Annotated in this window: 28 protein-coding genes and 2 other annotated features; of the genes, 18 read left to right on the top strand and 10 right to left on the bottom strand. The window is 29.2% G+C overall.

What is annotated here, in order from left to right; all coding sequences use genetic code 11:
• Positions 1 to 6 precede the first annotated feature (6 nt).
• From RBU61_RS13005 to RBU61_RS12990, 4 genes are all read left to right on the top strand, one after another.
• Entirely contained in the window at positions 7 to 852 is an 846-nt protein-coding gene (locus RBU61_RS13005; RefSeq protein ID WP_308875896.1) for a hypothetical protein, read from the top strand.
• Positions 853 to 955: 103 nt separating this feature from the next.
• Positions 956 to 2,182: a M48 family metallopeptidase gene (locus RBU61_RS13000; RefSeq protein WP_308875895.1), complete on the top strand. Its 1,227-nt coding sequence runs from the start codon at positions 956 to 958 to the stop codon at positions 2,180 to 2,182.
• Between the two features lie 100 nt (positions 2,183 to 2,282).
• Complete coding sequence (locus tag RBU61_RS12995) at positions 2,283 to 2,672, top strand: GntR family transcriptional regulator (protein ID WP_308875894.1); 390 nt, start codon at positions 2,283 to 2,285, stop codon at positions 2,670 to 2,672.
• An 11-nt stretch (positions 2,673 to 2,683) separates the two neighbouring features.
• Complete coding sequence (locus RBU61_RS12990) at positions 2,684 to 3,799, top strand: DUF1648 domain-containing protein (protein ID WP_308875893.1); 1,116 nt, start codon at positions 2,684 to 2,686, stop codon at positions 3,797 to 3,799.
• A 50-nt stretch (positions 3,800 to 3,849) separates the two neighbouring features.
• On the opposite strand, the gene RBU61_RS12985 is transcribed toward RBU61_RS12990, so the two are convergent.
• The 3 genes from RBU61_RS12985 to RBU61_RS12975 form a co-directional block, all read right to left on the bottom strand.
• Positions 3,850 to 4,086, bottom strand: coding sequence for a hypothetical protein (locus RBU61_RS12985; RefSeq protein ID WP_308875892.1), 237 nt, complete (start codon positions 4,084 to 4,086; stop codon positions 3,850 to 3,852).
• Positions 4,087 to 4,162: 76 nt separating this feature from the next.
• Entirely contained in the window at positions 4,163 to 4,375 is a 213-nt protein-coding gene (locus tag RBU61_RS12980) for a DUF3787 domain-containing protein (RefSeq protein WP_308875891.1), read from the bottom strand.
• Between the two features lie 67 nt (positions 4,376 to 4,442).
• Complete coding sequence (locus RBU61_RS12975; RefSeq protein WP_308875890.1) at positions 4,443 to 5,375, bottom strand: VanW family protein; 933 nt, start codon at positions 5,373 to 5,375, stop codon at positions 4,443 to 4,445.
• Positions 5,376 to 5,592: 217 nt separating this feature from the next.
• Between RBU61_RS12975 and RBU61_RS12970 the strand changes: the two genes are divergently transcribed.
• From RBU61_RS12970 to RBU61_RS12945, 6 genes are all read left to right on the top strand, one after another.
• Positions 5,593 to 6,087 (top strand): AI-2E family transporter, encoded by a 495-nt coding sequence (locus RBU61_RS12970; protein WP_308875889.1) that lies wholly within the window; start codon positions 5,593 to 5,595, stop codon positions 6,085 to 6,087.
• Positions 6,077 to 6,667, top strand: coding sequence for an HD domain-containing protein (locus RBU61_RS12965; protein ID WP_308875888.1), 591 nt, complete (start codon positions 6,077 to 6,079; stop codon positions 6,665 to 6,667). The genes RBU61_RS12970 and RBU61_RS12965 overlap by 11 nt, the downstream gene beginning before the upstream one ends.
• 221 nt (positions 6,668 to 6,888) lie before the next feature.
• Positions 6,889 to 7,593 carry a hypothetical protein gene (locus RBU61_RS12960; protein ID WP_308875887.1) on the top strand — a complete coding sequence of 235 codons (705 nt, stop codon included), beginning with the start codon at positions 6,889 to 6,891 and terminating at the stop codon, positions 7,591 to 7,593.
• A 286-nt stretch (positions 7,594 to 7,879) separates the two neighbouring features.
• Positions 7,880 to 8,482, top strand: coding sequence for an HD domain-containing protein (locus RBU61_RS12955; RefSeq protein ID WP_308875886.1), 603 nt, complete (start codon positions 7,880 to 7,882; stop codon positions 8,480 to 8,482).
• 10 nt (positions 8,483 to 8,492) lie between these two features.
• Positions 8,493 to 9,131 carry a non-canonical purine NTP pyrophosphatase gene (locus tag RBU61_RS12950; RefSeq protein WP_308875885.1) on the top strand — a complete coding sequence of 213 codons (639 nt, stop codon included), beginning with the start codon at positions 8,493 to 8,495 and terminating at the stop codon, positions 9,129 to 9,131.
• Entirely contained in the window at positions 9,124 to 9,612 is a 489-nt protein-coding gene (locus RBU61_RS12945; RefSeq protein WP_308875884.1) for a GNAT family N-acetyltransferase, read from the top strand. Before RBU61_RS12950 ends, RBU61_RS12945 begins: the two co-directional genes overlap by 8 nt.
• 156 nt (positions 9,613 to 9,768) lie before the next feature.
• On the opposite strand, the gene murI is transcribed toward RBU61_RS12945, so the two are convergent.
• On the bottom strand, positions 9,769 to 10,557 hold the full coding sequence (murI, locus tag RBU61_RS12940; RefSeq protein WP_308875883.1) for a glutamate racemase: 789 nt from the start codon (positions 10,555 to 10,557) through the stop codon (positions 9,769 to 9,771).
• 243 nt (positions 10,558 to 10,800) lie between these two features.
• Between murI and RBU61_RS12935 the strand changes: the two genes are divergently transcribed.
• The 7 genes from RBU61_RS12935 to RBU61_RS12905 all read left to right on the top strand — a co-directional run bounded on the left by RBU61_RS12935 (position 10,801) and on the right by RBU61_RS12905 (position 17,193).
• On the top strand, positions 10,801 to 10,995 hold the full coding sequence (locus RBU61_RS12935) for a DUF4177 domain-containing protein (RefSeq protein ID WP_308875881.1): 195 nt from the start codon (positions 10,801 to 10,803) through the stop codon (positions 10,993 to 10,995).
• Between the two features lie 97 nt (positions 10,996 to 11,092).
• The gene (locus tag RBU61_RS12930; RefSeq protein WP_308875879.1) at positions 11,093 to 12,139 is read left to right on the top strand and encodes a methyltransferase domain-containing protein; all 1,047 of its coding nucleotides are present in this window, start codon (positions 11,093 to 11,095) and stop codon (positions 12,137 to 12,139) included.
• Positions 12,140 to 12,298: 159 nt separating this feature from the next.
• Positions 12,299 to 13,285, top strand: a complete 987-nt coding sequence (locus tag RBU61_RS12925) for a phosphotransferase (RefSeq protein ID WP_308875877.1) — start codon at positions 12,299 to 12,301, stop codon at positions 13,283 to 13,285.
• A gap of 27 nt (positions 13,286 to 13,312) precedes the next feature.
• Positions 13,313 to 13,783 carry a GNAT family N-acetyltransferase gene (locus RBU61_RS12920; RefSeq protein ID WP_308875875.1) on the top strand — a complete coding sequence of 157 codons (471 nt, stop codon included), beginning with the start codon at positions 13,313 to 13,315 and terminating at the stop codon, positions 13,781 to 13,783.
• Between the two features lie 241 nt (positions 13,784 to 14,024).
• Positions 14,025 to 15,011, top strand: a complete 987-nt coding sequence (locus tag RBU61_RS12915) for a phosphotransferase (RefSeq protein ID WP_308875873.1) — start codon at positions 14,025 to 14,027, stop codon at positions 15,009 to 15,011.
• A 97-nt stretch (positions 15,012 to 15,108) separates the two neighbouring features.
• On the top strand, positions 15,109 to 15,966 hold the full coding sequence (locus RBU61_RS12910) for an aminoglycoside 6-adenylyltransferase (RefSeq protein ID WP_308875871.1): 858 nt from the start codon (positions 15,109 to 15,111) through the stop codon (positions 15,964 to 15,966).
• 135 nt (positions 15,967 to 16,101) lie between these two features.
• A complete protein-coding gene (locus RBU61_RS12905; protein ID WP_308875870.1) occupies positions 16,102 to 17,193 on the top strand; it encodes a hypothetical protein in 1,092 nt (363 codons plus the stop codon).
• Positions 17,194 to 17,350: 157 nt separating this feature from the next.
• Here RBU61_RS12905 and RBU61_RS12900 read toward each other — a convergent pair whose 3' ends face one another.
• The 4 genes from RBU61_RS12900 to RBU61_RS12885 all read right to left on the bottom strand — a co-directional run bounded on the left by RBU61_RS12900 (position 17,351) and on the right by RBU61_RS12885 (position 21,502).
• Complete coding sequence (locus tag RBU61_RS12900; protein WP_308875868.1) at positions 17,351 to 18,112, bottom strand: ATP-binding cassette domain-containing protein; 762 nt, start codon at positions 18,110 to 18,112, stop codon at positions 17,351 to 17,353.
• Positions 18,078 to 18,977 (bottom strand): ABC transporter permease, encoded by a 900-nt coding sequence (locus RBU61_RS12895; RefSeq protein WP_308875866.1) that lies wholly within the window; start codon positions 18,975 to 18,977, stop codon positions 18,078 to 18,080. The genes RBU61_RS12900 and RBU61_RS12895 overlap by 35 nt, the downstream gene beginning before the upstream one ends.
• 17 nt (positions 18,978 to 18,994) lie before the next feature.
• Positions 18,995 to 19,984 carry an ABC transporter substrate-binding protein gene (locus tag RBU61_RS12890; RefSeq protein WP_308875864.1) on the bottom strand — a complete coding sequence of 330 codons (990 nt, stop codon included), beginning with the start codon at positions 19,982 to 19,984 and terminating at the stop codon, positions 18,995 to 18,997.
• A 124-nt stretch (positions 19,985 to 20,108) separates the two neighbouring features.
• Positions 20,109 to 20,345: a binding site (T-box leader), on the bottom strand.
• A 164-nt stretch (positions 20,346 to 20,509) separates the two neighbouring features.
• Entirely contained in the window at positions 20,510 to 21,502 is a 993-nt protein-coding gene (locus RBU61_RS12885) for an ABC transporter substrate-binding protein (protein ID WP_308875862.1), read from the bottom strand.
• A gap of 216 nt (positions 21,503 to 21,718) precedes the next feature.
• Positions 21,719 to 21,955, bottom strand: a binding site (T-box leader).
• A gap of 430 nt (positions 21,956 to 22,385) precedes the next feature.
• On the opposite strand from RBU61_RS12885, the gene RBU61_RS12880 reads away from it, so the two are divergent.
• On the top strand, positions 22,386 to 22,925 hold the full coding sequence (locus RBU61_RS12880; protein WP_308875861.1) for a DUF5698 domain-containing protein: 540 nt from the start codon (positions 22,386 to 22,388) through the stop codon (positions 22,923 to 22,925).
• Between the two features lie 99 nt (positions 22,926 to 23,024).
• On the opposite strand, the gene RBU61_RS12875 is transcribed toward RBU61_RS12880, so the two are convergent.
• Positions 23,025 to 23,789, bottom strand: a complete 765-nt coding sequence (locus RBU61_RS12875; RefSeq protein WP_308875859.1) for a response regulator — start codon at positions 23,787 to 23,789, stop codon at positions 23,025 to 23,027.
• Positions 23,777 to 25,501 carry a sensor histidine kinase gene (locus RBU61_RS12870; protein ID WP_308875857.1) on the bottom strand — a complete coding sequence of 575 codons (1,725 nt, stop codon included), beginning with the start codon at positions 25,499 to 25,501 and terminating at the stop codon, positions 23,777 to 23,779. The genes RBU61_RS12875 and RBU61_RS12870 overlap by 13 nt, the downstream gene beginning before the upstream one ends.
• Positions 25,502 to 25,613: the final 112 nt, after the last annotated feature.

Below are 25,613 nucleotides of genomic sequence, written 5' to 3'. Positions count from 1 at the left end.
GATAAAATGAGAAAGTATATGAAATATGAAATAAAAGGAAGTTATAAGTTTATTTTAGGTATAATAGCCATAGTATTAATTGCATCAACTATTATACAACTTAATATATCTAAACAAATAAAGTTTGACATGATGGGTTCAGGAAACGATATTACAGGTTTTGGAGCATTTATGCTAATTATATCTATAGGAGTCATATTTGGAGCATTCTTAACAGCATTTTTTCAAATTATAGGATCCTTTAGAAAAGAACTATATGAGGATAGAGGTTACTTGACATTTACACTACCTCTCACTGGAAATCAAATACTTGGAAGCAAAATAATAGTTGCTTTACTATGGTATGTAGTTTTGGGGCTTTCCATAGTTGTATATAACCTATTACTTGCATTCATTTTATTTGGTGGAGATTGGCTGAAAATCGGAAAGGAAATATTCAGTATGATAAATTCCAGCGTGTTTTCTCTAGGAATAATATCAGGATTATCGGTTATTATGACTCAAATTCTAATTTATTTCTCCATGGCTTTAAGTAGAGTAAGTGTAAGAAATAAAAAGATTGGTGGTCTATGGTTTATAATATTTATAATATTAAATGCTTTAACTGGATATTTAGTTTTTAAAATTAGTAGTGTATTTCCATATTTTTTAGATTTAAGTACCTTTAAGGTATTGCATCAGTATGAAGCACATTCCTTAATGAATATATTTGGTAATGTACAGGGGCAGACAATACTGCTTGGAAATAATAATATTTTTATAAATATAATTGGTAGTCTATTACAAATAGTAATTTCAGTACTAGCTTTTATAACTACAGGGTATATAATAGAAAAGAGAATAGATTTATAGAAAAAATAAGGAATGACCTTCCTTATTTTTTTCTATATCATAAATAAAAAAAACTTAGAATAAAATAGCTAATAAGGTAAATTATATAAGGAGAGGTGATACTGTGGAGCATAAACTTAAGCTAACTATTTCCATATTTTTTCTAGTATTATTAATTTTTATTAGTGTAGTTTTAATTAGTGAATATATAAATATGAAAAATATAAGGGCTGAATACCCAGATTTACCAGAGGAATCTTATAGTCTTAGGAAGGAAAACCTTAATGTTTGGGCATTAAGACTTATATTACAATTTCTTATACCATTAATATTTCTTACATCAAGGCTGTCCAGTAGAATAAGGTTTTTTGTAGAGAAGAAATCCTTATTTCTAACGTGTCTATTATATGGAATTATATTTTTTGTTATAATATTTGTAATAAGTCTTCCATTAAACTATTATAGTTCTTTCCATCTAAGTCATAAATATGGATTATCTAATCAAACATTTTTGAGATGGCTTGAAATTTCCCTAAAAGGTCTTTTAATAAATGATTTATTGATGTGCTTTTTTATATTTATACCATTTTATATAATACAAAGAAGTCCAAGGACCTGGTGGTTACAATTATCAATTTTAACTGTGCCAGTAATTATATTTATGGTATTTATTTCACCCTTTGTAATAGACCCTATGTTTAATAAATATACGTCCATAGAGGATGAGAAATTAGGGAAAGAAATAACAGTACTTTTACATAAGTCAGGTATAGAAGATGCTAATATATATAAGGTGGATAAGTCTAAGGATACAAATACTATGAATGCTTATATGACAGGAATCTTTCATTCTAAGAGAATAGTATTATGGGATACAACTATTAATAATTTAGAAGAAAGTGAAGTATTAAGTATAACAGCCCATGAAATAGGTCATTATGTAAAAGGACATATTTGGAAGAACATTATTCAAAGTAGTATTAGTACAGTTTTATTATTATTTTTAGTTTATATTACATCAACCTGGATACTTAAATTATCCAATGGAAGCTTTGGTATAAAGAAGCTTTATGATATAGCGGCTTTACCTCTTTTACTTTTAGTCCTAAATTTTTATTCATTTGTAGGCTCGCCAATTATGAATTACCTTTCTAGAGATATGGAAATAGAAGCAGATGCTTTTGAAATAACTTTGACTCAAGATAGAGAATCTGCTGTATCTGCCATGGAGAAGTTATACAAAGAAAGCTTAGGACTTCCTCGCCCAAGTAATATATTCAAGACATGGTATTTTACACATCCTACATTGGAAGAAAGGTTAGAATTTTATAGGAATTATCCTCTTGATTAAATCAAGAGGTTTTTTTATGGGGCAAATAATGGGCTATATATTGACAAAAGATGGATATCTGTTATATAATGAATATAACAGAATGAGAGGATGAAAGCTTATGTTGCTAAAAATAGATTTTGAGTCTGAAACCCCTATATATGAACAGCTTAGACGACAGATTATAATAGGAATAGCTAAAGGAGAGTTGGAAGCAGGAGAAGAGCTTCCATCTGTTAGACAATTAGGTGGAGATATTGGAATAAATCTTCATACTGTAAATAAAACATATAATATATTAAAGAATGAAGGCTATCTAATTATTGATAGAAGAAAAGGAGCCATGATAAAGGATAACTTACCACAGGCAGAAGAAGAATATCTGAGAATTTTAAAGGAGGAGTTAAATTATTTAATATCAGATAGCAAAAATAGAAATATAGAAAAAGAAGAATTTATAAAAATTTGTTCAGATATATATGATGAAATTATAGATAAAAATCATAAATAAGAGGTGATATTATGTCTGAAAACATGATTACAGCATTATTCTATGGATTTACTTTACTGATACTACTTATACTTCAAATACTAACTCCAAGGATAACTAGGAGAAATATACTTTTTGGAGTAAAAATACCAGAAGATAAAATAGAAACAGAGGAAGCTAAAAAGATTATAAAAGGCTTTAAAAGGGAAAATCTCATTATAGGTATACCTGCTTTGATTTTAAATTTTATTCTAGTATATTATATAGAACATATTTATATATTTGGTATTTCCATTTTTCTATATATGGGATTACTCTTTAGTATATATCTAAGATGGAATAAAAAATCAAAGAAGTTAAAAGAGGAAAATGGTTGGGGACATTTAGGCAAAGGCGTAGTAGTTGTAGATATGAAATTTAGTAGGGATAAAGAAAAGATAGTTACAATATCAAAAAAATGGTTTTTAATTCCCATAGGAATAATAATAATAAGTATAATACTATCACTTAAGATGTACCCATCTTTGCCAGATAGAGTACCTACTCACTGGGACTGGAAAGGAAATATTGATGGATATATGGATAAGTCTATGTTTGTAGCATTGATGATGCCTATGACACAAGCACTTATGACTATAGTTATATATATAACTTATTATTTTTCCATGACTGCAAAGCAACAGATAAATCCAAGGAATCCAGAGGATTCATTAAAGAGAAATATTATATTTAGAAAAGTTTGGTCTATTTACCTTATAGTATTATTAGTGTTAATGGAAATATTTTTTACAGTTTTAAATATGTTAGTTCTAGGGATTATAAGGTATAGTGTTATAATCGATATTTTAGGGGGAATTACTTTTGGATTTGCTATTATAGGGTCAGTAGTTTTAAGTGTAGTAGTTGGTCAAGGTGGAGATAGATTAAAAATAAAAGACAATAGTGAAGATTTAAATGCGTATGATATAGATGATGATAGATTGTGGAAGTTAGGTAATACAATTTATTATAATCCAGATGATGCATCTGTATTTGTAGAAAAAAGAGTAGGAGTAGGCTGGACTATTAATGCAGCAAGGCCTCTTGGTATGGCTATTATGATATTGCCAATTATTATAATAATATTGACTATAATATTTGTGAAATAGGATAGAAAAGTAGAATATATAATAAACTAAAGTGATGGAAATCCATCACTTTAGTTATGCCTAGATGCTAAATCATTTAACAAATCAGAAGTCAGTGTATTAATATCTTCGATTTGCTGGTTAAGTTTATTAAATTTAGCTGTTAATTCCTTATCCTTAGTTTTGCCTAGATCGTTACTGCTAAGGAGCATATTTATGCTTGTAAAATGTTCCATATTAGAAAAATTGTTTTCCTCTATTTTCTTTGCTTGTTCAAGTATTTCTGCAATTGCTCTTGGGTTTTCCATACTATCATCCTTTCATAAATCTATATGATTAGTATGTCTTAATATATAAAAAATATCATAAAAAATAGCCTTAAGGCTATTTTTTATTCACATCGTCTACCCATTCCTTAGCATATACTACTGCATCATAAGTTGGTATAGAAACTTTTGACTCAGGTTTTTTTTCCTTTGTATCATAATACACATCAGTTGGAGAATATCCAAAGTTAGGATCCTTATGATTTTTGTATGTTCCAGTTGCCGATAAATTTTCAGTTTTAGAATTTAAACTTCTTTTATCTTCTTTCATTAAAAAACCTCCTTAAAAGATTTAATCACTTATTCTACATATGATAACTTATTCTAAAAATATAAAACTAATTAGTCTCAATTAATTGAGGTAATGGTTGATAATGACTAGTTCCCATATTTTTTATAGCATAATGACCATCACTATAAGTTATTGTAATAGTTGACTTTACAGTTGCACCATTCATTCCATTTAATACAGTTTTCGTTTCTCCAGGGGCCAATTTTTCATTTTTAATATATTTAGTAGATGGGAGTGTAATCTTATCTATCTCATGATTCCAAGTTATTTTAGGAGGTTTTTCGCTTCCATAAAACCCCATATACAGCCTATTTCCAATCATTTCTGTCCAGATCAATATGGAATCTTCAGTAGTATTTTTAAATCTAAGGTCTTTTACACCATAGGCTACAGTCGCATCTTGCCCATAAGGTACATAGTTAATAGGCATGGAATGATTATGCCTTTCTATAATTTCAAAATTAGATAAGGCTGCTAGATTATAAAGAGTGGTGGCGACTTTACATACTCCTCCACCTTCAGTCATTATAATATTTCCACCTATATAAGAAGCACCTTCTCTAAATCCTCTAGACTTGGTATAAGGTCCTATATTGCTATTTTGAGAGAATGTATCTGAAGGTTTAATTACTAAGCCCTTAGCTTTTCTGGCTGCTAAATTAACATTATATTCTTCTCCTGGTAAAGGATTTTTAAGAACTGCACAAAATCCTGCAATGAGTATTGGAGTATTATATTTTTCCTTAGCCTTTAAAAACTCTTTATCATTTCTCCAAGGCATATTGGTTACTTCTCCAGAAACTTCAGGAATATCATATCTATCTTTTATTGTATTAATGATAAACTCTACTTCACCACTTATTTTATCAGAACTTTTTATTAAGTCCTTATATTTAGTTTGATTACTAATAGAATAAACATTATTTGATAATAATATAGTTAAGCTAATTAGTAAAATTGTTTTTTTAAATTTGCCCATAAAGAAGACCTCCATTATAAAATAAGATTTATATCTTAGTAATATAGTTTCTTGATTTTATAGATAAAATATTCTTATCTTAGTTTCCATTATATGTAACGAAGCAAATTTACTCTAAAATATTAAATTTTTTTAGAGCTTTTTCTTTACTAATAGAATAGCTATGATATAATTTCAAATAATAGGAGTAATAGGGTATAGTTTAAGGAGAAAAGTTATGGATAATAAAAGAAATATTTTAAAACAAATAATGGATGATACTGGAAAGGGTATCAAAGCTTACATTAAGGCTCAACTCATATTAATGGTTATAACCTTTGTAATCACTGGAATAGGCTTAACGATAATAGATGCTCCTTATCCAATAATGATTGCTCTAGGAATAGCAATATTAGATGTAATTCCAGTTCTTGGGGCAGGACTAGTGATGATACCTTGGTCTATTATTAGCTTTATAACAGGGCAAAATGAAATGGGAACCAATTTAGCTATTGTATATATTGTTTTATTAATTTTAAGACAGGTTATGGAACCTAAAATAGTAGGAAATAAAATAGGAATTAGGCCACTTTATACATTTATTGTAACAATACTAGGTGCAACAATTATGGGACCCATAGGAGTAATACTTGGCCCTTTAATAGCTATAGTAATTAATTCAATTATAAAGATAAGAAATAATTTAGATAAGGGAGATAAATATGATAAATAAAAGATTACTAAAAGATATAGAATTTATAGTAGAACTAGATAAAATGAAAAGCATATTAAGGCAGACAAGTTTAATCAATGAAGATAGAAGAGAAGATGATGCAGAACATTCTTGGCATATAGCCATAATGGCAATGGTATTGGAAGAATATTCTAATGAAAAAATAGATATATGTAAGGTAATAAAAATGTTACTTACCCATGATTTAGTGGAAATATATGCAGGAGATACTTTCTGCTATGATAAAAAGGGTAATGAAGACAAAACAGAAAGAGAGATTAAGGCTGCCGAAAGGATATTTGGAATATTGGAAGAGGACAAGGCTAAAGAATTTAGAGCACTATGGGATGAGTTTGAAAAAGGAGAAACATCTGAAGCCCTATTTGCAGCTTCTATGGATAGACTTCAACCAATGTTAAATAATTATAATAATAATGGTGGAACTTGGAGAAAGTTCAATGTGGCTAAAGATGATATATATAAGAGAATAGCACCAGTTAGAAAAACTTCAGATGAATTATGGAATTTTGTAGAGAATATGATTGAAGATGCGGCTGAAAGGGGTTTAATTCAAGATTAGTAATTATTTTTATTTAATATAAAAGGTAAAATGGACAGATTAATCTGTCCATTTTATTTTTTTAAGTTTTGATTGAAGATAAATAATGTATATAAGGCATGGGACACTTTTTTTACCTGTACATACACTAGTAATGGGAGCAAAAAAATTGTAGGTATTATAAAATCACAGTAGATTATAAAGATAAATCGTAAAATAAAATAGAAGGAAGGAGCAAGGAAATGGATTGTAATAGAATGCCAAATCAATATGATTCATATATAGTACCAAAGAACTTCTCTAGAAAACAAGAATATTCATTTTTAGATAATGCTATGATGAAATATCTCCAAGAAAAAGGATGTTTATGTCCGTGTTGTGGAGGATATAGGCCACATCCATCAGGTGATCCATGTAAACCATATCCATCATGTCCACATAACCCACTATATCCTGAACAATGCTGCTGCCCAGGGACGGCAGGTCCAGCAGAAGATGTAGGTCCAACAGGTCCGGCAGGAGATATGGGTCCAGCAGGCCCAGTAGTAACAGATAATTCAATGTTTGCAGCTAATGCTACAGGAGCTACGATAGCAGTAATATTAGCTGGAACTTTAATACCATTACCAAGTGTTCAAAGTCTAGATGCTTTCGCAGTAAATGGAGCTAATACTGTATTTACAGTACCAACAACAGGTCGTTATTATTTAAGCTATAATATAAACCTAACAGCTGGAGCTGTATTACAATCACAGATATTATTAAATGGAGCTGCTATTCCTGCTTCCGTAGTAAACCCTATAGTATCTGTATCAGGATATTCAGCACAAGTAATAGTAAACCTAACAGCAGGAGATACAATCTCATTACAATTATCAGGATTACTAGGTGCAGTAGTCTTACAAAATGGTGCAGGTGCATCTTTAGCTGCTATTCGATTACAATAATAGCAATAAATAAAAGAGTTAGGTTTAGGGGAATTAAAGCTCCCCTGAACCTAAAGTTATTTTATACAAAGAATTTAATCTAACAGTATCTATATTTTCTATAGAAAAAATTGAAACTTGAATAAGTTATTATACTAAATAATTGTAAATTTTAATTATATTCAAATAAAAATCACAAAACTACTTTTCTAAATGTTTGAGATATGTTAGATTTATATATAATAAAATCTTAGTGCATAAAACAGCAACAATATTTCATATGAAGATAGTATAAGGAGGCGTAAAAATGGAAAAGTATCTAAATTTTGAAATAACAGGAGATTTCAAAAAAGATATAGAATCATATTTTTTAATGCATGATGAATTAGATAAATATGAGCATACTCTCGATGTAGTTAGGGAGCTATATAATATTGAAAAACAAATTGGTTCTATAGAACAAGGAAGTGATATTGCTTGTTATTGTCATGATTTAGGGAGAGTAGTAGACAATGATGAAATATTAGAATTTTGTATAGAAAATAATATTGAAATTACTGATGAGGAAAAGCAAATGCCTTCAATTTTACATCAGAAAATCTCAAAACGTATAGCAAAAAGTGTATTTGGCATAGAAGATGAAAATATATTAAATGCAATTAGATATCATACAACATCAAGGAGACAACCAAGTAAAATCGAAATAGAAGTATTATTAGCAGATAAATTAAGTTGGAAAGAAGAAGGATATGAAAAACTTGTAAATGATATTAGAGAAGCCTTAAAGCACTCAAGGGAAAAAGCAATATTACATTATTTAACGGATCTAGAATTAAATAAAGAAACATTACCTTTATATCATAAGGATTCGAGGGAAGCCTATGAGTATTTTAGGGAGAAATTTGTATAAGAGGTGTAAGATGAAAATATTATATGGAACAACTAACTTAGCAAAACTTGAAAGCATGAGAAAAACATTGAAAGATTTAGATATAGAAGTAATAGGATTAAATTCAATTGCTATTAAAAATGATTATATAGATGAAACAGGAAATAATCCATTGGAGAATGCTAGAATAAAAGCTTTAGAATATTATAAGAAAGTCAAGATGCCTGTTTTCTCCTGTGACTCTGGTTTATATATAAAGGGACTTAAATCAGAACAGCAGCCAGGAGTATATGTAAGGAGAGTAAATGGAAAAGAGTTAACCGATGAAGAAATGATAGAATACTATGGTGGTATTGCCAGGGAAAATGGTGGGCAAGTATTTGCAAGATATGAAAATGCAATTTGTTTTGTTCTAGATGAAAAACGTATATATGAGTACCAAGGTGATGAAATATCATCAGAGGAGTTTATAATTATAGACAAGCCTCATCCAAGAAGAAATCAAGGATTTCCCCTGGACTCTCTTTCAGTAGAGAAAAACAGCAAGAAATATTATCTAGACATGAATAGAGAAGAAAAGGGAGATAAAATTGGAGATGGGTTTAGGACATTTTTTAAAAGATATTTGTTAGGATATAATAATAGTTCTATGGAGGAAAATAATGGCTAAAATTATTGGAGCTTGTAGTTGTATATATAAACTAATAGAGAATCAAGAGCTAAAATCAAATATTACTGATTTAGTACTTAGACAATTGCCAGACTGGTTTGGGATAGAAGAAGCTATTATAGAATATGTAGATAAAGTAAAAGAAACAGCGTTCTATGTAGCTTTTGACGATGATAAACCAATAGGTTTCTTAAGTTTAAAATTCAATAATGAATCTACTTCAGAAATATATGTGATGGGTCTTTTAAAAGAATATCATAGCAAGGGGATAGGAAGAGATTTAATTGAAAGAGCAGTAAGTTATTCTTTAGAAAATGGTTATAAATTTTTAATGGTTAAAACCCTTGGGGAAACTCATCCCGATAAAAACTATAAAAAAACTAGAGAATTTTATAGAAAGGTAGGATTTTATCCTATAGAGGAGATTAAAGAAATCTGGGGAGAACAAAATCCATGTTTATTAATGATAAGAAGTCTATAACGTGTCTTAGTGTTATTTGTTGTTTCAATAGTCTTATTTTCACTTGTTTGAAATACTTTGGCTATATGTAAAAAAATATACTTAATATTTTTTATATATGATCTATTAAGAAAAACTCCCTTTTTTAGGGAGCTTTCTTAATTTATGTTTCAAGAGTTAATCACATTTATTTATAATATCTAGTTTTTTAAATAATTCTCCATAGTTAGCTAATTTCTCTTTATCCTCCACCTTTATTCCTGAATTATAGAAAACAATATTGCCGTTTCCTTCGTTTAAAGCATCATCTTTTTCTAAAATCCTTTTTAAATGTTTTATTGTACCAAGGTTTCCGTCAATTATATCTGTATCTACTGGAAGTATTTTTCTAAATATATCTTTATAGAAAGAAAAATGCGTACAACCCAAAACTATAGTTTCATACTTATTTAAGTCATACTTAAGTAATTGTTCTTTAAGATAAGGTAATACTATTTCTTCATTAAACTCAAATCTTTCTGCAAATTCAACTAATCCTGGAAGTGGTAATAAATCAACAATGTGATCATTATCTAATTTAGTAATAAGATTTTGAAGTTTGTCCTCCTTTAAAGTCAAAGCAGTTGCAGTTACTAAAACTCGATTATTTATATTTCTATTTTTTTCAACAGCAGGTTTTACAGCAGGTTCCATGCCAATAATTGGAACACTATATTTAGCCCTTAGATCTTCAATAGCCACACTTGTAGCAGTATTACAAGCAATGACAATTGCCTTAACACCCTGATCCATTATAAACTCTATTGCATCAAATATATATTTTTTTACTTCATCCTTCGGTTTGGGTCCATAAGGGACATTTGATGTATCTGCGTAATATATATAATCTTCATTAGGTAACATTTTTAGCGTATCATATAATACAGTAATTCCTCCGACACCAGAGTCAAAAAAACCTATTTGCATTCCTATTCCTCCAAATAAATAAAATTTATATGCTAATCTAGCATAACTATAATTTTATTATACTACAAAATAATTAACTTATGATAAAAATACCTCATCAAACTTTCTCATAATATCGATTTTAATTTCTTCATTGACTCAATAGTCATTATAGTTTGCAGGTATAACAATGGGGGTAGAAATTAACTACAGAGGAAGGAGCAGAAAGATATTTGATAAAATAAATTATAGGAGGGAGTAAATTTGGAAAGATGGGAATATAGAACAATAAAAGTAAAATTAAAAGGATTAGGTGGAGGGATATTAGAAACAGAAGATTTCGACTATGAGCTCAATAAACTAGGAGAGCAAGGCTGGGAATTGGTATCTTGTTTTACAGCAAATGCATCCAATGGATATAGTAGGGACGCTATAGCAGTGTTTAAGAGAAAAAAGTAGGAAAATAATAACTTACAAAATATATTTAATTATTTCCTTGACCTTAGCCTTAGACTAAGGTTTATATTATACTTATAATATTTAAGGGGGTAACGAAGTGGGGAAAAACTACTCTATAAAAGAAGTATCAGAAATATTTAATATCACAACTAACAAAGTAAGATTTTATGAAAAGAAGGGATTAATTAATCCTAAGAGAGATATGGATAATGATTATAGGTATTTTACTGAAGATGATTTAATTAAATTACAAACCATATTAATGTATAGAGAATTAGATATACCAATAGAACATATTAAGGATATATTCACAGATGAAAGTAAGGATAATATATTAAACCATTTCCATGCTCAATGGAAAGTGATAAACAATCAAATTCATAGAATGCAGTTAATACAAGATTCTCTAGAAGAAATTATGGATAATATATACGAAGGTGAAAATGAAACCTATAAGGAAAAAATAATTAAGGTAATAGAATCTATGAATGAAGTATGGGAAATAAAAAATAACTGGAAAGATAAATGGGATTTTAATAGTTGGGCTAGGACTTATGATAAATCAGTGGAAAGAGATAGCGGAAACTTAAAATTCTACAAATATTATAATGATATACTAGATACAACCTTTAATAAATCTATTAAGAATAAAGAAAAGACTATAAAAGTCTTAGAGATAGGTGTAGGTACTGGGAATTTAGCAGATAGGTTTTTAAAGAATGAATACGACATTACTGGAATGGATCAATCAAGAGAAATGTTAAACGTTGCAAAGGAAAAATATCCTAAATTAAAATTAAGGTTAGGAGATTTTCTTAATATACCCTTTGAAAATAGGAAATTTGATGTAATAGTATCTACCTATGCATTTCATCATCTAAATGACGAAGAAAAGAAGGTTGCCATAAAGGAAATTTTAAGGGTATTAAAAGACGATGGTAGAATAGTAATAGGAGATTTAATGTTTGAAAATCAAGAGGAAAAGGAAAAAATTATGAATAGATTAACTAAAGAAGAAATAAAGGAAATAGAAGATGAACATTATTCAAATATTCAACTACTAAGAAACGAATTTAAAAGATATAATAGAGAGTTGCAAATAACTAGAATGGATGAGTTGGTATTTATTATTGAGGTAAATTAATTTGTTATAGAAAAGTGATATAATAGGACTAATAATAATTCAATCAAAAGGAAAATGCACAATGAGAATTATTATGAAACTAAAGGTTATGATTAGAGAGATTATATAGATTTTTATGAGAAGTAAAAAACTATCTATCATAAATGTAGGAGATGGGAAATGAAAACAATAATATTAGAAGAAATGGTCTTAGATGATTTAATAAAAACATTTCATCGTTTATTTGATTTAAATGTATTGGAATCTACGCCAATAAAACGAGGATGGTTAAATTTAAAATGGAAAATTACCACAGATTCAGGACAGTTTCTAATTAAGCAATATAACAAAGAAAGATATAAAATGTATAAGACAGAAGATCTACTATTTGCATTTGCTCAGCAGGCTAGATTGTATAGTCAGGGTGTCCAGTGCCCAAACTTGTTATCACATAATGAAAATATTTTACTTGAATCTGATAATGGTGAACAATTCATGGTGATGGAATTTTGTCAGGGGAAAGTAATCCCGCCGGGTAAGACTAATGTTCATCAAATATATGATTTAGGTAAAGTAACAGGGAGAATGCATAGATTATTAAATGATGGAACACTAGGTATTAAAAATAATCCCAAATTTATTCCTCCGTGTCGTGAAGAACGTTTAGCATATTGGAACTCAGTATGGAAACAAGAAAAGGAAAATGATAAAATACAGTTACTTACTTATATAGATGCCCAACGTAAGGCAACAGAAGATTTAAATATGGAAATATGTGAGTCACTTCAATTAGGATGGGCTCATCGTGATCTCTGGGTTGATAATCTTTTATTTGATAATAACGGACTAACAGCAATTTTAGATTTTGATCGATTAAATTATGATTATCCACAACTTGATGTTGCTCGTGCTGTTATGTCATGTGCTCTAGATGATGATTTTGATGTATCTCTTGCCTCAGCATTTATTGAAGGTTACAGTGAGGAATGCAACGTAAGTGAGGGGTATCTAACAAACGCATTACAGTTGTTATGGTATATGGAAAGTACATGGTGGACAGATGCTTATATGGATCAACATAGTTTGCCACCTGCTAGATTCGCAAAAGAAATGATTTGGCTTGCTGAAAATCAAAAAAGTTTATCTGATTTATTAGGAAATATTTAGCTAGTAATATGAAAGGAAGGAATTATTATGGAATATAGGATAGCAGGAACAGAAGACTTTATGCAGCTATCGCAGATGAGATGGGATTTTAAGACTGAAAATAAAGAGATTTCAAATTCTATAAACAAAGATATATTTTTAGAAGAATGTTATAAGTTCTTTAAAAGTGGATTAGCAGAAAGGAATTGGACTCATTGGATAGTATTGGATAATAATATAATCGTATCCCATATTTCTATTAATCATATTAGAAAGATTCCGAAGCCCAATAGGATTATTGATGAGTATGGATATGTTACAAATGTTTATACAAGACCGTCATATAGAGGTAAAGGCATTGGTTCTAAGCTTATGGATAATGTAAAGGCTTGGGCAACAGAAAAGGATTTAGAAATATTGATAGTATGGCCAAGCCGTGAAGCAGTTGAGTTTTATGAGAGAAAAGGATTTAAATCGGACAATGATATAATGGAATTGTTTATAAGGTCTGATGATTAGATTAAAATTATTATGGATAGAATTATGAACTATTTAATAATAATTTAATATACATAAAAACTAACAAAACACTAATTTTGAAGGGAGTGATCGACATGAAACGTCGGGTAATACGAAATAAGGTGAATTATATCTAAAGTGAAGCAGTAAATAATATTTTTTCGGTTAAATTGGCTGGTGTTATTTTGCTGTTTCAAAGACTAAAAATCAATTAAAATTTATTTGAAAGAGGTAGAATAACATGTTAAAACTAAAATATCTTTTTGATAATAGAGATTTGGCAGAAATGATTCTAGAGAATTGGGAATACGATTTATCTTCACTTAAACTCTTTGACTATTATAGAATTTCATCAAATGCGATTTACCCGTTTCAATATAATGGTAAAACTCGATTACTGAGATTTTCTCCTGTAGCTGAAAGAGATAAGAATAATATAATAAGAGAATTAGAATTTATTCGTTATTTAAAATCAAGGGAATATCCTGTTTTATCCACTGTGCCTTCAAAGGATAATAAAGAGTTAGTAGAAGTGGATACTCCTTGGGGAAAGTATTTTGCAGTTGTTTTTGATAGAGTTGCGGGGATTCAATTGGGAGAAATAGAATATACACAAGAGATATGCAGAAAACATGGTGAATATTTAGGCAAGCTTCATAGGTTATCTTCGGAATATAAACCTGACAAAAGGTTGCGATGGTCATATGAGGATGTTCTTGAGTGGATTGAAAAGGAATTAGAAGATTTTCCTAATGAGATATTAGCCAAACAAGAGGCTAAGATGGTAAGGGATTATTTATCTAAAATACCTAAAGATGACCAAAATTTTGGTCTAATACACTATGACTTTGAGTTGGATAATATATTCTATGACCAATCAGCAGATAGATTAAATATAATTGATTTTGATGATGCCATGTATCACTGGTATGCTATGGATATAGAAAGATCATTAAACAATATAATAAGTGAAACATCTTGTGAGGATTATTCTATGCTAAGAGAAAATTTTATAATGGGATACACACAAGAGTTTAATGTTTCAGACGAGATGTTACTGTATATGCCTATGCTAAGAAGATTTGCAAATTTATATGGATATACTAGAGTTCTAGTGTCGGCTAAGGAAACTTGGGATAATGAACCTAGATGGATGCTGGATTTAAGAGATAAATTAATGAGTATTATGGAGCAAGATTCTATGTTTTTTGGCAAACAAATAAAGTAGTAGAATTTTAGGGGCTGACAAGATGTCAGCCCTTGAAATGATAAAAGGATAAGAGATTAAAAAATAATCTAGATGTAGATAAAGGGGCAAAGTATATATGAGAAAAGAAAATGAAGTAATGAAGCAGATACTAGATTTTGCTAACAGTGAAGATGGGGTTAGAGCTGTTATGCTGAATGGTTCAAGGGTTAACTCTAATGCACCTAAGGATATAATGCAAGATTATGATATAGTATTCTTTATAACCAATATAGAAGATTTAAGTTATAAAATAAATCAAAGCTGGATTAATATATTTGGAGAGCTTGTTATTATGCAGCAAAATGATTTTGAGGATGGCTCATATATTTTTCTTATGCAGTTTAAAGATGGAGTTAGAATAGACCTTAGCTTTAAGGATGTTAAGAAAATTAAAGAAATAGTTAGAGAAGATACTCTTAGTAAAATACTATTGAATAAAGATGATATTGAGCTTAAAATATCCGCACCCAATGATAATGGATACCATGTACTAAAGCCTTCAAAAAAGGAGTTTGATGAATTATTGAATGAAGCATGGTGGATTCAAACCTATGTCGCCAAAGGAATATGGAGAGATGAATTACCTCTTGCTAAATATATGTTTGATGTTATTTTAATGGATTGTATAAAAACATTGTTATCATGGTATATTGGGGAAGAGAATGAATGGAATATAAATGTGGGCAAATACGGAAAATGGTTAAAAAAATACTTATCTGATGAAATATATAATGACTTTATTTCAATATATCCGCCTATAGATTATGATAAAATGTGGGAATCATTATTTATAGCAGGTAGATTTATACGAAGAATAGGAAACTTGTTAGCTGAATCACTTGAATACTCTTATCCTACTAAAGACGATATAAATGTAACGGAATATATTAAAAAGATTAAAGAGCTGCCTAGAGACGCTAAAGAATTTAGCTAGGAATTATGGTATAGAAATAAGAGATCTCAATTTTACTGGATATTTTCAATATAACAAGTTAATATTTTGTTATATTAAGAGATTATATTATGAAAGTGGAAAAAATTAGAATTATATTTTCATCAATATGGGGGAATGGAGGGAATAGATTGTAAGATGAGGAATTTATATAGAAATATAGAATTAGAGCTAGATAAGGTAAAGTATAATGATTTATGGGCTGAATTTTTTAGAACGGAATTTGCAATTTATAATAAAACAAAGGTCTTTTTTAAAAGTGGAGAAATACCATATGATAAAAGATTTTTAGGGAATACTAGTATCGATTATAATGGAAGTAATTTAGCTATATGGTATACTGAGAATCCTAGTCAAGAGGATAGTAGGGAACTGGCTTCTAATATAATACATGAAATGTTTCATTCATATCAGATTACAAATAATGAGGTACGTTTTCCCGATGATTTAAAAGGATTAGATTATCCTATGGACTTAAAAAATTATGAAATAAAGTATAAAGAAAATATATTGCTTGTTGAGGCTCTTAATAGTAGTGATAGAAACATAAAGTATAATATACTAAAAGAAATTATTTCACTGAGGATGCTAAGGTTAAGAAAGTATGGAGATATTATAAAATACGAATTTGCAATTGAAACGATTGAAGGAAGCGCTGAATATTGTGGAACCAAGGCACTTAGAGATATTTCAAAAGAGCTCTATGACAGAAGAATAGAAAACTACAAGAAAATCCTTACTGAGGATATATCCATAATATTTAATGTTCGTAAAATTTGCTATTATACGGGAGTATTATTTTTATTTCTTTTAGAGGAGTTAGATATACCTTTTACGCGTGAAATATCAGGGCAGAATGAATATATATTTGAGGAAATATCAGATAAAAATGGTTATGATATAGTTAATATAGACGATATAAAAAGTTTACAAATAGAAAAGTATTTTAGAGAGTATATAAATGAAAGAGAAAAGAAATTTGGAGATTTTTTTAATAAATCTTTTGTAAAACATAAGGGAAATTTTTACATTTGTGGCTATGATCCTATGAATATGATTAAGCAAGAAGATAAGATTTTGTGCAGCCATTTTATTGTGATCATGGATAAAGTGTCAAAAAAGCGATTGTTCTTAAATGGGCCTGTAGTAGTTAAATTAAAAAAGGGAACTAGCAATCATGTTGTGGAGTATTATTCAAAAGCATATTAACTTTAACCTCTGTTGGTTTCTTCTTTAGAGAATGAGCAATTGAGTTTGGAAATATGTTAGAACTGGATTTTCATCCGGGATGGTATGGAGATTTTAAGAAAGAATAATGTTGTAATTATAAACCACTCCTATATGATATAGGAGTGGTTTTATGCGATTATGCTACGTCCTGAAGCTTTTCTATATATATATCAATCAATTCTTTTTCCGTCACATTTATACTTGGCTTATCAAATACTATCTGACCCTTATCTAACATTATTATTCTATCTGAATATTCTATGGCATCTTTCATATTATGAGAAATCATTATGGTTGTCATGGAATATTTCTTTATTAATTCCTTTGTTTTTTGCATTACTACATTTGATGTCTTAGGGTCTAAAGCAGCAGTATGTTCGTCAAGTAAAAGCAAATCTGGATGCTTCATAGCTGCCATTACCAGAGATAGAGATTGTCTTTGACCACCAGATAAAAATTTTACTTTTGTATTTAGCTTGTTTTCAAGACCCAAATCCAAATCCTTTAATAGTTCTGCATATTTACCTATGTTATTCTTTTTAATAAGTTTTCTTAAGGTAAATTTTTCTCCCTTTTTATCAGCTAAGGACATATTCTCCAGTATAGTAAGGGAGGGGGAGACTCCCATGGAAGGATTTTGATATACTCTTCCAATATAGTTAGCTCTTTGTTCTTCTCTTAAATTTTCTATATTATGTCCATTTAATATGATTTGACCTTTATCTGATAATATACTTCCACCTATCATATTAAGGAGAGTAGATTTACCGCAGCCATTGGAGCCAATAATTGCTGTACATTTATTTTCTTCAATTTCCAAGTTGAAGTCTTGAAAAATATTAATTTCATTATCTGTATTTTTGTTAAAACTCTTTGACAGGTTTACTATTTTTAACATTTTTTCTTCCTCCTTCTTTTTTCATATATCCTAAAAAATCAGTTGCGAAATTATTATAGGATAGAAATACTATTACGATTATTGCATTTATCGCTCTAAGGTCATTAGGATTCAGACCTAGGTCTATGGCAATGCCACCAATAAGTTTGTAGATAATAGCGCCTAATATTGCCCTAGTTGTGTTTTTTATTTTGCTTGAGTTTTTCTTTACAGTGTCTCCTATTATGATTGAAGCAAGGGCTACTACTATAATGGAATTACCCATAGTTATATCTGCAAAACCTTGCATTTGGGCCATTAAGGCACCACTTAAAGCTACAAATCCATTAGCTAACATTAGTCCTATTACCTTATATTTATTACTATTCTCTCCTAAAGATTTTACTAGAGATTCATTATCTCCAGTTGCTATTAATAAATATCCCGTTTCAGTTTTTAGAAATTGATCTAGTATGATTTTTATTAACAATACAGTTACAGCTAATACTATTAAGGATGAACCTAAATCAAAGATTGAACCATATTTAAATAGTGGAAAATTAGATTTTCCATTTATTTTTAGATTTACAGAGTATAGTATAGTCATAGTCAATATTCCTGATAATAATGGCTTTATTCTTAGCTTTGTAAAGAGAATTGCAGTAAAGAGTCCTGCTAATGTTCCAAAGAAAAAGGCCATTAAAGTACTAATGATTGGATTAACGCCTATAGATATAAACTTAGCAAATACAAAGGCTCCAAAAGGAAAAGTCCCTTCTACGGAAAGATCTGCTATATCTAATATTTTATAAGTTAAGAATACTCCCATAGCTAAAATTGCAAATATTAGTCCTTGCTCTAGGGAAGTAATTATTAGGGAATTCATATATATCACCTCATTATTTAATCATTTTTTATTGCATCATTGAATACATTATTATTTTCATCCAGTCCTAAGGACTTTAATGTTTCTTTATTAAAGACTTTTTTGGTATTAGTTGCAGTCTGTGATGGAATATCAGAAGGAGTTTTTCCATCAACTAAAATTTCTTTAGCCATCTTTGCAGTTTGTTTACCTAGTTCATAGTAGCTAATTCCATCAGTAATGAGAATGCCTCCATTTACATGAGAATCTTCAGCAGCCACAGTAATTAATTTATTAGAGATAGCTTTTTCAGAAACTATATTAATTGCAGATGCCACCATATTATCTGTTATTGTATATATCCCATCTACTTTTTTAACTATAGAATCTACAGCTTGAGGTATATCAGATATGTTTGATATTCCAACCTCTACTATTTCAAGACCTATGGAAGGTGCTAATTCTTTTGCCATTTCAACTTGAATTTGTGAATTAGGTTCACTAGTGCTAAAGATAATTCCAATTTTTTTGATATTGCTATTTAAATCTTTAAATAGTTGCAGCTGTCTATCCATTGGACTAGCATCTGATGTTCCTGTTATATTCCCACCTGGTTTTTCTATGGAATCTACTAATTCAGCAATTACAGGATCTGTTACTGCACTAAATAATATAGGAATCTCTGAAGTAGCTTGTTTAGCAGACTGAGCTGCTGGCGTTGCTATAGCGTATATTAAATCTACTTTATCTTTTACGAATTTTTGAGATATACTAACAGTAGTTGGAATATCCCCCTGTGCATTTTGGTAGTCTATTTCTGCATTCACATTAAATTCTTTTAATCCATCTTCAAAGCCTTTCCTAGCGTCATCTAACGCTGGATGATCTGCTAATTGACTAATTCCAATTTTATATACTTTTTCATTAGATGTATTACTTGGTTTACTTACATTTGCATTACAACCTGATAAAATCATAATACTTGCTACTGTTAAAGATAATAATTTGCTGATTTTTAATTTCTTCATTTTCTTATCCTCCTATAATTTAATTAATAAAAAATATAGGATATTAGCTTAGATTGAATCCATGGTGTAATTAAGGCAATAAAAAAATCTTTCAATCTCCATAAATACAGCTTTTAGCTATACTTATAGAGACGAAAGATTATATCCGCGGTACCACCCTAATTATGACAAAGTCATCACTCAATCAGACCTAACAGTCCTATCCCTTATAACGATGGGCTTTCGGATTCACCTACTTGAAAGTTTCTTTTAGTGAATCTGCTTAGGAGTGTATATTACATATCTTGTTATTGTTGGTTTTCACCCTTCCCAACTCTCTTTGAATAATCAATGATATCTTTCTCTCCATCAGAGCATTTTTAATATTAGATAAAATAATAATACTTTAATCTCATAATGTCAATACTTTTTTGAAAAAATATTTTTAAAATTCTTGATGGAGTGATATAAGGTCTAATAGAGGCCAGTGGTTTTAAGTATAGCCAAAAATATTTAATTTTTATAACGAATAGGAAAGAAGAGAGATCATTCTCCTATATTTACAGCATCCTTAAATAGTGGAAGAGTCGAATCCAATCCTAATGCTTCTAAGGTGTTTATATTTACAGTTGTTACGGTTTTTTCTGCTACACCAACTGGTATAGTAGAAATATCTTTTTTGTCTACAAGTATTTCTTTAGCCATCTTAGCTGTTTGTTTACCTAGTTCATAATAGCTAAGTCCATTTGTTACTAATAATCCACCTTTTACCTGTGTTTCCTCTGCACAGATAGATATGATTTTTTTATCTATAAGTTTCTTTGATACCAACTCAACAGAAGAGGCTATTAGATTATCACTTAGAGCATAAACGGCATCGACTTTATTTAATAGGGAATCTATTGCTTGAGGAAGTTCATTTACATTACTTACTCCAACTGTAACTATTTCTAAACTTTCAGCTGGTGCTAGTTTTTTCACTTCTTCTATTTGGACTTCTGAGTTTGCTTCAGACGTATTATAAAGTATACCTATAGTTTTTATATTAGGGTTGATTTCCTTAAACATCTTTAACTGAGAAGCTGTAGGTGCCATATCTGATGTTCCAGTTACATTACTGCCAACATCTTTCCAATCTACAACTATTTCTGCTTTTACAGGGTCTGTTACTGCACTAAATAATATAGGAATCTCTGAAGTAGATTGCCTGGCAGATTGAGCCGCTGGCGTTGCTATAGCGTATATTAAATCTACTTTATCTTTTACGAATTTTTGAGATATACTAACAGTAGTTGGAATATCCCCCTGTGCATTTTGGTAGTCTATTTCTGCATTCACATTAAATTCTTTTAATCCATCTTCAAAGCCTTTCCTGGCATCATCTAACGCTGGATGATCTGCTAATTGACTAATCCCAATTTTATATACTTTTTCATTAGATGTATTACTCGGTTTACTCACATTTGCATTACAGCCTGATAAAATCATAATACTTGCTACTGTTAAAGATAATAATTTGCTGATTTTTAATTTCTTCATTTCCTTATCCTCCTATAATTTGAATTGGCGATTGAGAACTGACAATTTAAATTTGGTTAAGTAACCTCACTCAGTTTCGCAACTCAAATCTATTCACTCGCTACGCTCATATAGATTTGGTGCTTATTGCGTTTGACCTACTAAAGCTCACTTCGTTCGCTAAGTTAGGTCATAAAAAAAATCTTTCATCTCTATAAATATAGCTTTAGCTATACTTATAGAGACGAAAGATTATATCCGCGGTACCACCCTAATTATGACAAAGTCATCACTCAATCAGACCTAACAGTCCTATCCCCTATAACGATGGGCCTTCGGATTCGTCTACTTGAAAGCTTCGTTTAACGAATCTGCTTAGGAGTGAATATTACATATCTTCTTAATGTTGGCTCTCACCTTTTCCAACTCTCTGTAATTAAGTTAGGATATCTTTCTCTCCATCAAAGCATTTTTAATATTAAAAAATATCATAATACTTTAATCTGGTAATGTCAATAGTTTTTTATTAAAATTTTTCTGTAAATAATATAGTAATTTTACAGAAGATGTATTTGATTTGAAATAATAAAGCATAAGAAATAGGTCTAGATTTGCAAATAATCAGGAGATGTAGTATAATGATGAAGTTAGATTAATTGTTAGAATGTAGTTAAAGTATTTAAAATAATTTTTATAATAATCTTATCCTTATTTTAAAGTTATGATGGTGGTTTAGATATAACCATTTACTTTATGCCTATATGCCCTGAAAGGGGATTATATTTATTTAATCTTGAATTTTCCCTATGGATTATTTAAATGAATACGACTAATTAATTACTAACTAATATACGATTTGTATATTAGTTTTTTGTGATATAAAATTTAAAAAGGAGGTGTTTAAATGACAATAAATGTTATGTTTGCACTTGTGGGTTTGTTTTTGGTAACCGCTTTTACAAATGTTTTAGCAACGCTAAAAACAATATTGATGTCAAAAAAAATTATGAATCCAGTTTATTTACTAGTTTTTGCGGATGCTATGATCTTTGCAACTATTGTTAGTAAGGTAACTAGTTCTGATGGGATTCAATTTACAATATCATATGCTTTAGGAAGAACAGCTGGAGTTTTTATAGGCGGTAAGATTGAAGATAGGCTAGCCCTTGGTATTTTAGAAGTAGATTTATTTTTGAATAACAAAAATAAAGTTATGGAAATAGCAAATAGACTTAGAGAAACAGGATATACAGTTAATACTTTTCTTGTTGGAGGTAATAATGAGGAAAAGAGATATCAAATGGAAGTAATTATCAAAAGGAAAGAGTTTAAAATATTTGAAGATATTATAGCAGAATTTAATGTGGTAAATCCAACCTTAAAAGTTAAAACTATAAGTAAAGTAGACGGCAAAATTACAACCACAAGATTTAAAGAGGCTTAGAAGACTTCATTATAATATTAAGAAACAAGGTATATGATGAAATTAGGAAATAACTCAGCTGTTCTGAAGGAATAATTACAGTTGAATTAATTCCAAAATTTAATGATTCACAGAATTTTTATTTTTATATTGATTAGGTGAGAGTCCCATATAATTTTTAAAGGCTCTGCTAAAATAATGCTGGCTGCTGTATCCTACCATATTTGCAATATCATTTATGGTATAGTCCTTATCCTTATCTAATAGAAGTTTTATTGCCATATTGATTCTTAGTTTATTAAGATAATCAGTAAAACTAACTCCTGTTTTTTGTTTGATTATTCTAGTGAGATATGACTGACTTATATGTAAATTTTCAGCTATAAGATTTAATGTTAGATTGTTTTGAGTAAAATTTTCTTTTATATAGTTAATGGCTTGATTTCCAACACATTTATAGTTTGTATTGTCCATATCTATTTCCTTTAATCTATTTATTTCCCACATTCTTTCGCAGTAGGAGTCCATGGCTTTAATAATTATATTTTTAAAATCCCTATACTGTATAGGTTTTAGTAAATAACTAAATACTCCAAGTTCTAAAGCTTTTTGTGCATATTCAAATTGATCGTATCCTGATATAATTATTATTTTAGAATTAGAATCCAGTTCTTTAATTTTTTCTATTACTTCAAGACCATTTATAAAAGGCATATTAATATCCATTAAAATAATTTCAGGTTGATACATATGAATTAAATTCAGAGCTTCTTCACCATCTTGTGCTGTTCCTACAACAGATAAATTTAAATCATAGGATTCTATTAAATTTTTCAAACCATTACGTATTATTTCTTCATCATCAGCGATTACTACTCTGAACATTGAGATCCCTCACTTATCTTTGGTATTTTTAATGATACCTTAGTTCCTTCTTCAAATTTGCTGTCAATACTAATACTATATTTATCCTTAAAAGTAAGCTTTAAACGTTCGTTGATATTATACAATCCATAGTGCTCTGATTCAATAGACTGATAGAGATTTTTTCTAATTATAGAAAGCTTTTCATAATTCATCCCCAAGCCGTTATCTATAACTTCAATAAGTATACAATCATCTTCAGATAATATATTTATATTAATAAAACCCTTCTGTTTTTTTAGTTTTAGTCCATGGTAAATAGAGTTCTCAACTAGAGGTTGTATTATCATCTTAGGGACTAGATATTGTGAAATTAATTCATCTAAATCAATATTATAACTAATCTTATCTTTATAACGTGTTTCTTGGATTTTCAGATAGTTGCGTACATGCTTTATTTCCTCATCAATTGTAATAAATTCTTTTCCATCGCTTAATGATATCCTAAAGAATATAGACAATGAGTTAATCATATCTGCAAGGTCAAAGGCATTATACTCCAAAGCCTTCCATTGAATTGTATCTAGTGTATTATATAAAAAGTGAGGGTTTATTTGTGATTGCAATACTCTCAATTCAGCGTTTCTTTTTTGAGTTTGTGCCTGATATACTTCATTTATTAATTTCTTAATATCCCTAAGCATTTGATTAAACACTTTACCTAATATAGATATTTCATCATTATTTTTAGTTTCATAATAGGAATCCAAATTCCCATTAGACACTTCTATCATATGATTTTTTAACTTATGTATTGGTTTTACAATAGTTCCAGAGACAATAATTGCAAGTAAAATAGCAAACAATAATAAAATTATTCCTAGGATAACAACTAAGTTGATGATATTATTAGTTTGGGAATGAATATAACTATTTTCAATTAGGGTACATAAGATCCAGTCTTCTGTATAGGGGATAGAGGAAAAAAATAAAGTCGAATCTTTGTCAGAGATATTTTTTAAGCTAATAGTTCCTAAATCTATTTCCTTAGATTCCTCAATTATTTTATCTAGTCCTTCTATGGAAATATAATTACTTGCCAAATTATCTTTTGAAGTAGAGTATATGTCCATATCCTTATTCATAATCCAAGAAAATCCATTGTATACATCAATGCCGCTTGCTATTTCGGAGATTTTCTCCAAATTAATGGCACCATTAATAAACCCTATTTTTTCATTTTTATCATTTACAACTGGATAGCAAATAATAAAAATAGGAGTCTTATCAGATTTGGAGATGATTGGCTCAGATATAATATACTCAATATCTGATGACATTACCTTATTGAAATACTCTCGACTATAGACATCAATAGTGATATTATCATTGATCCATCCATATCCATCACTAGTCCCTATTGCAAAGGTTTCATTTAAATTTCCATATTGCTTACTTAATACTTTATTTAAGCGAGTTAAATATGGTTTTAAGGCTATTAGGTCAAACTCTTTAGTTGAAGCATATTCATGAATAATTCTTATTTCACTTATTCGTTGATTTAACCAAGACCCAATCTCATTTGATTTTGAATCAATGAGTTGTAAAGTTTGATATTCCAACTGCTCCATATTTGAAGATTTTACCTTTGTTTCCAATACAAACAATAGAGGAGAAAGAGTAAGTATTATACATAAAACAAAAATTATGATAATTTTTAGACGTAAAGACATAGTTGTTCACCTGAATTTTAACTTTTAAGCTCAATTATTATTATATAGGATTTTGTTGTATTTTTAAATACTGGATTTTAAAGTACAAAAATAGACATATGAGTGTAAATAC

The sequence above is a fragment of the Tissierella sp. MB52-C2 genome (genome assembly GCF_030931715.1).
Lineage (GTDB): Bacteria > Bacillota > Clostridia > Tissierellales > Tissierellaceae > Tissierella.
Note: the sequence above shows the minus strand (reverse complement) of the source record. Positions and strands in the feature narration are given on the sequence as shown.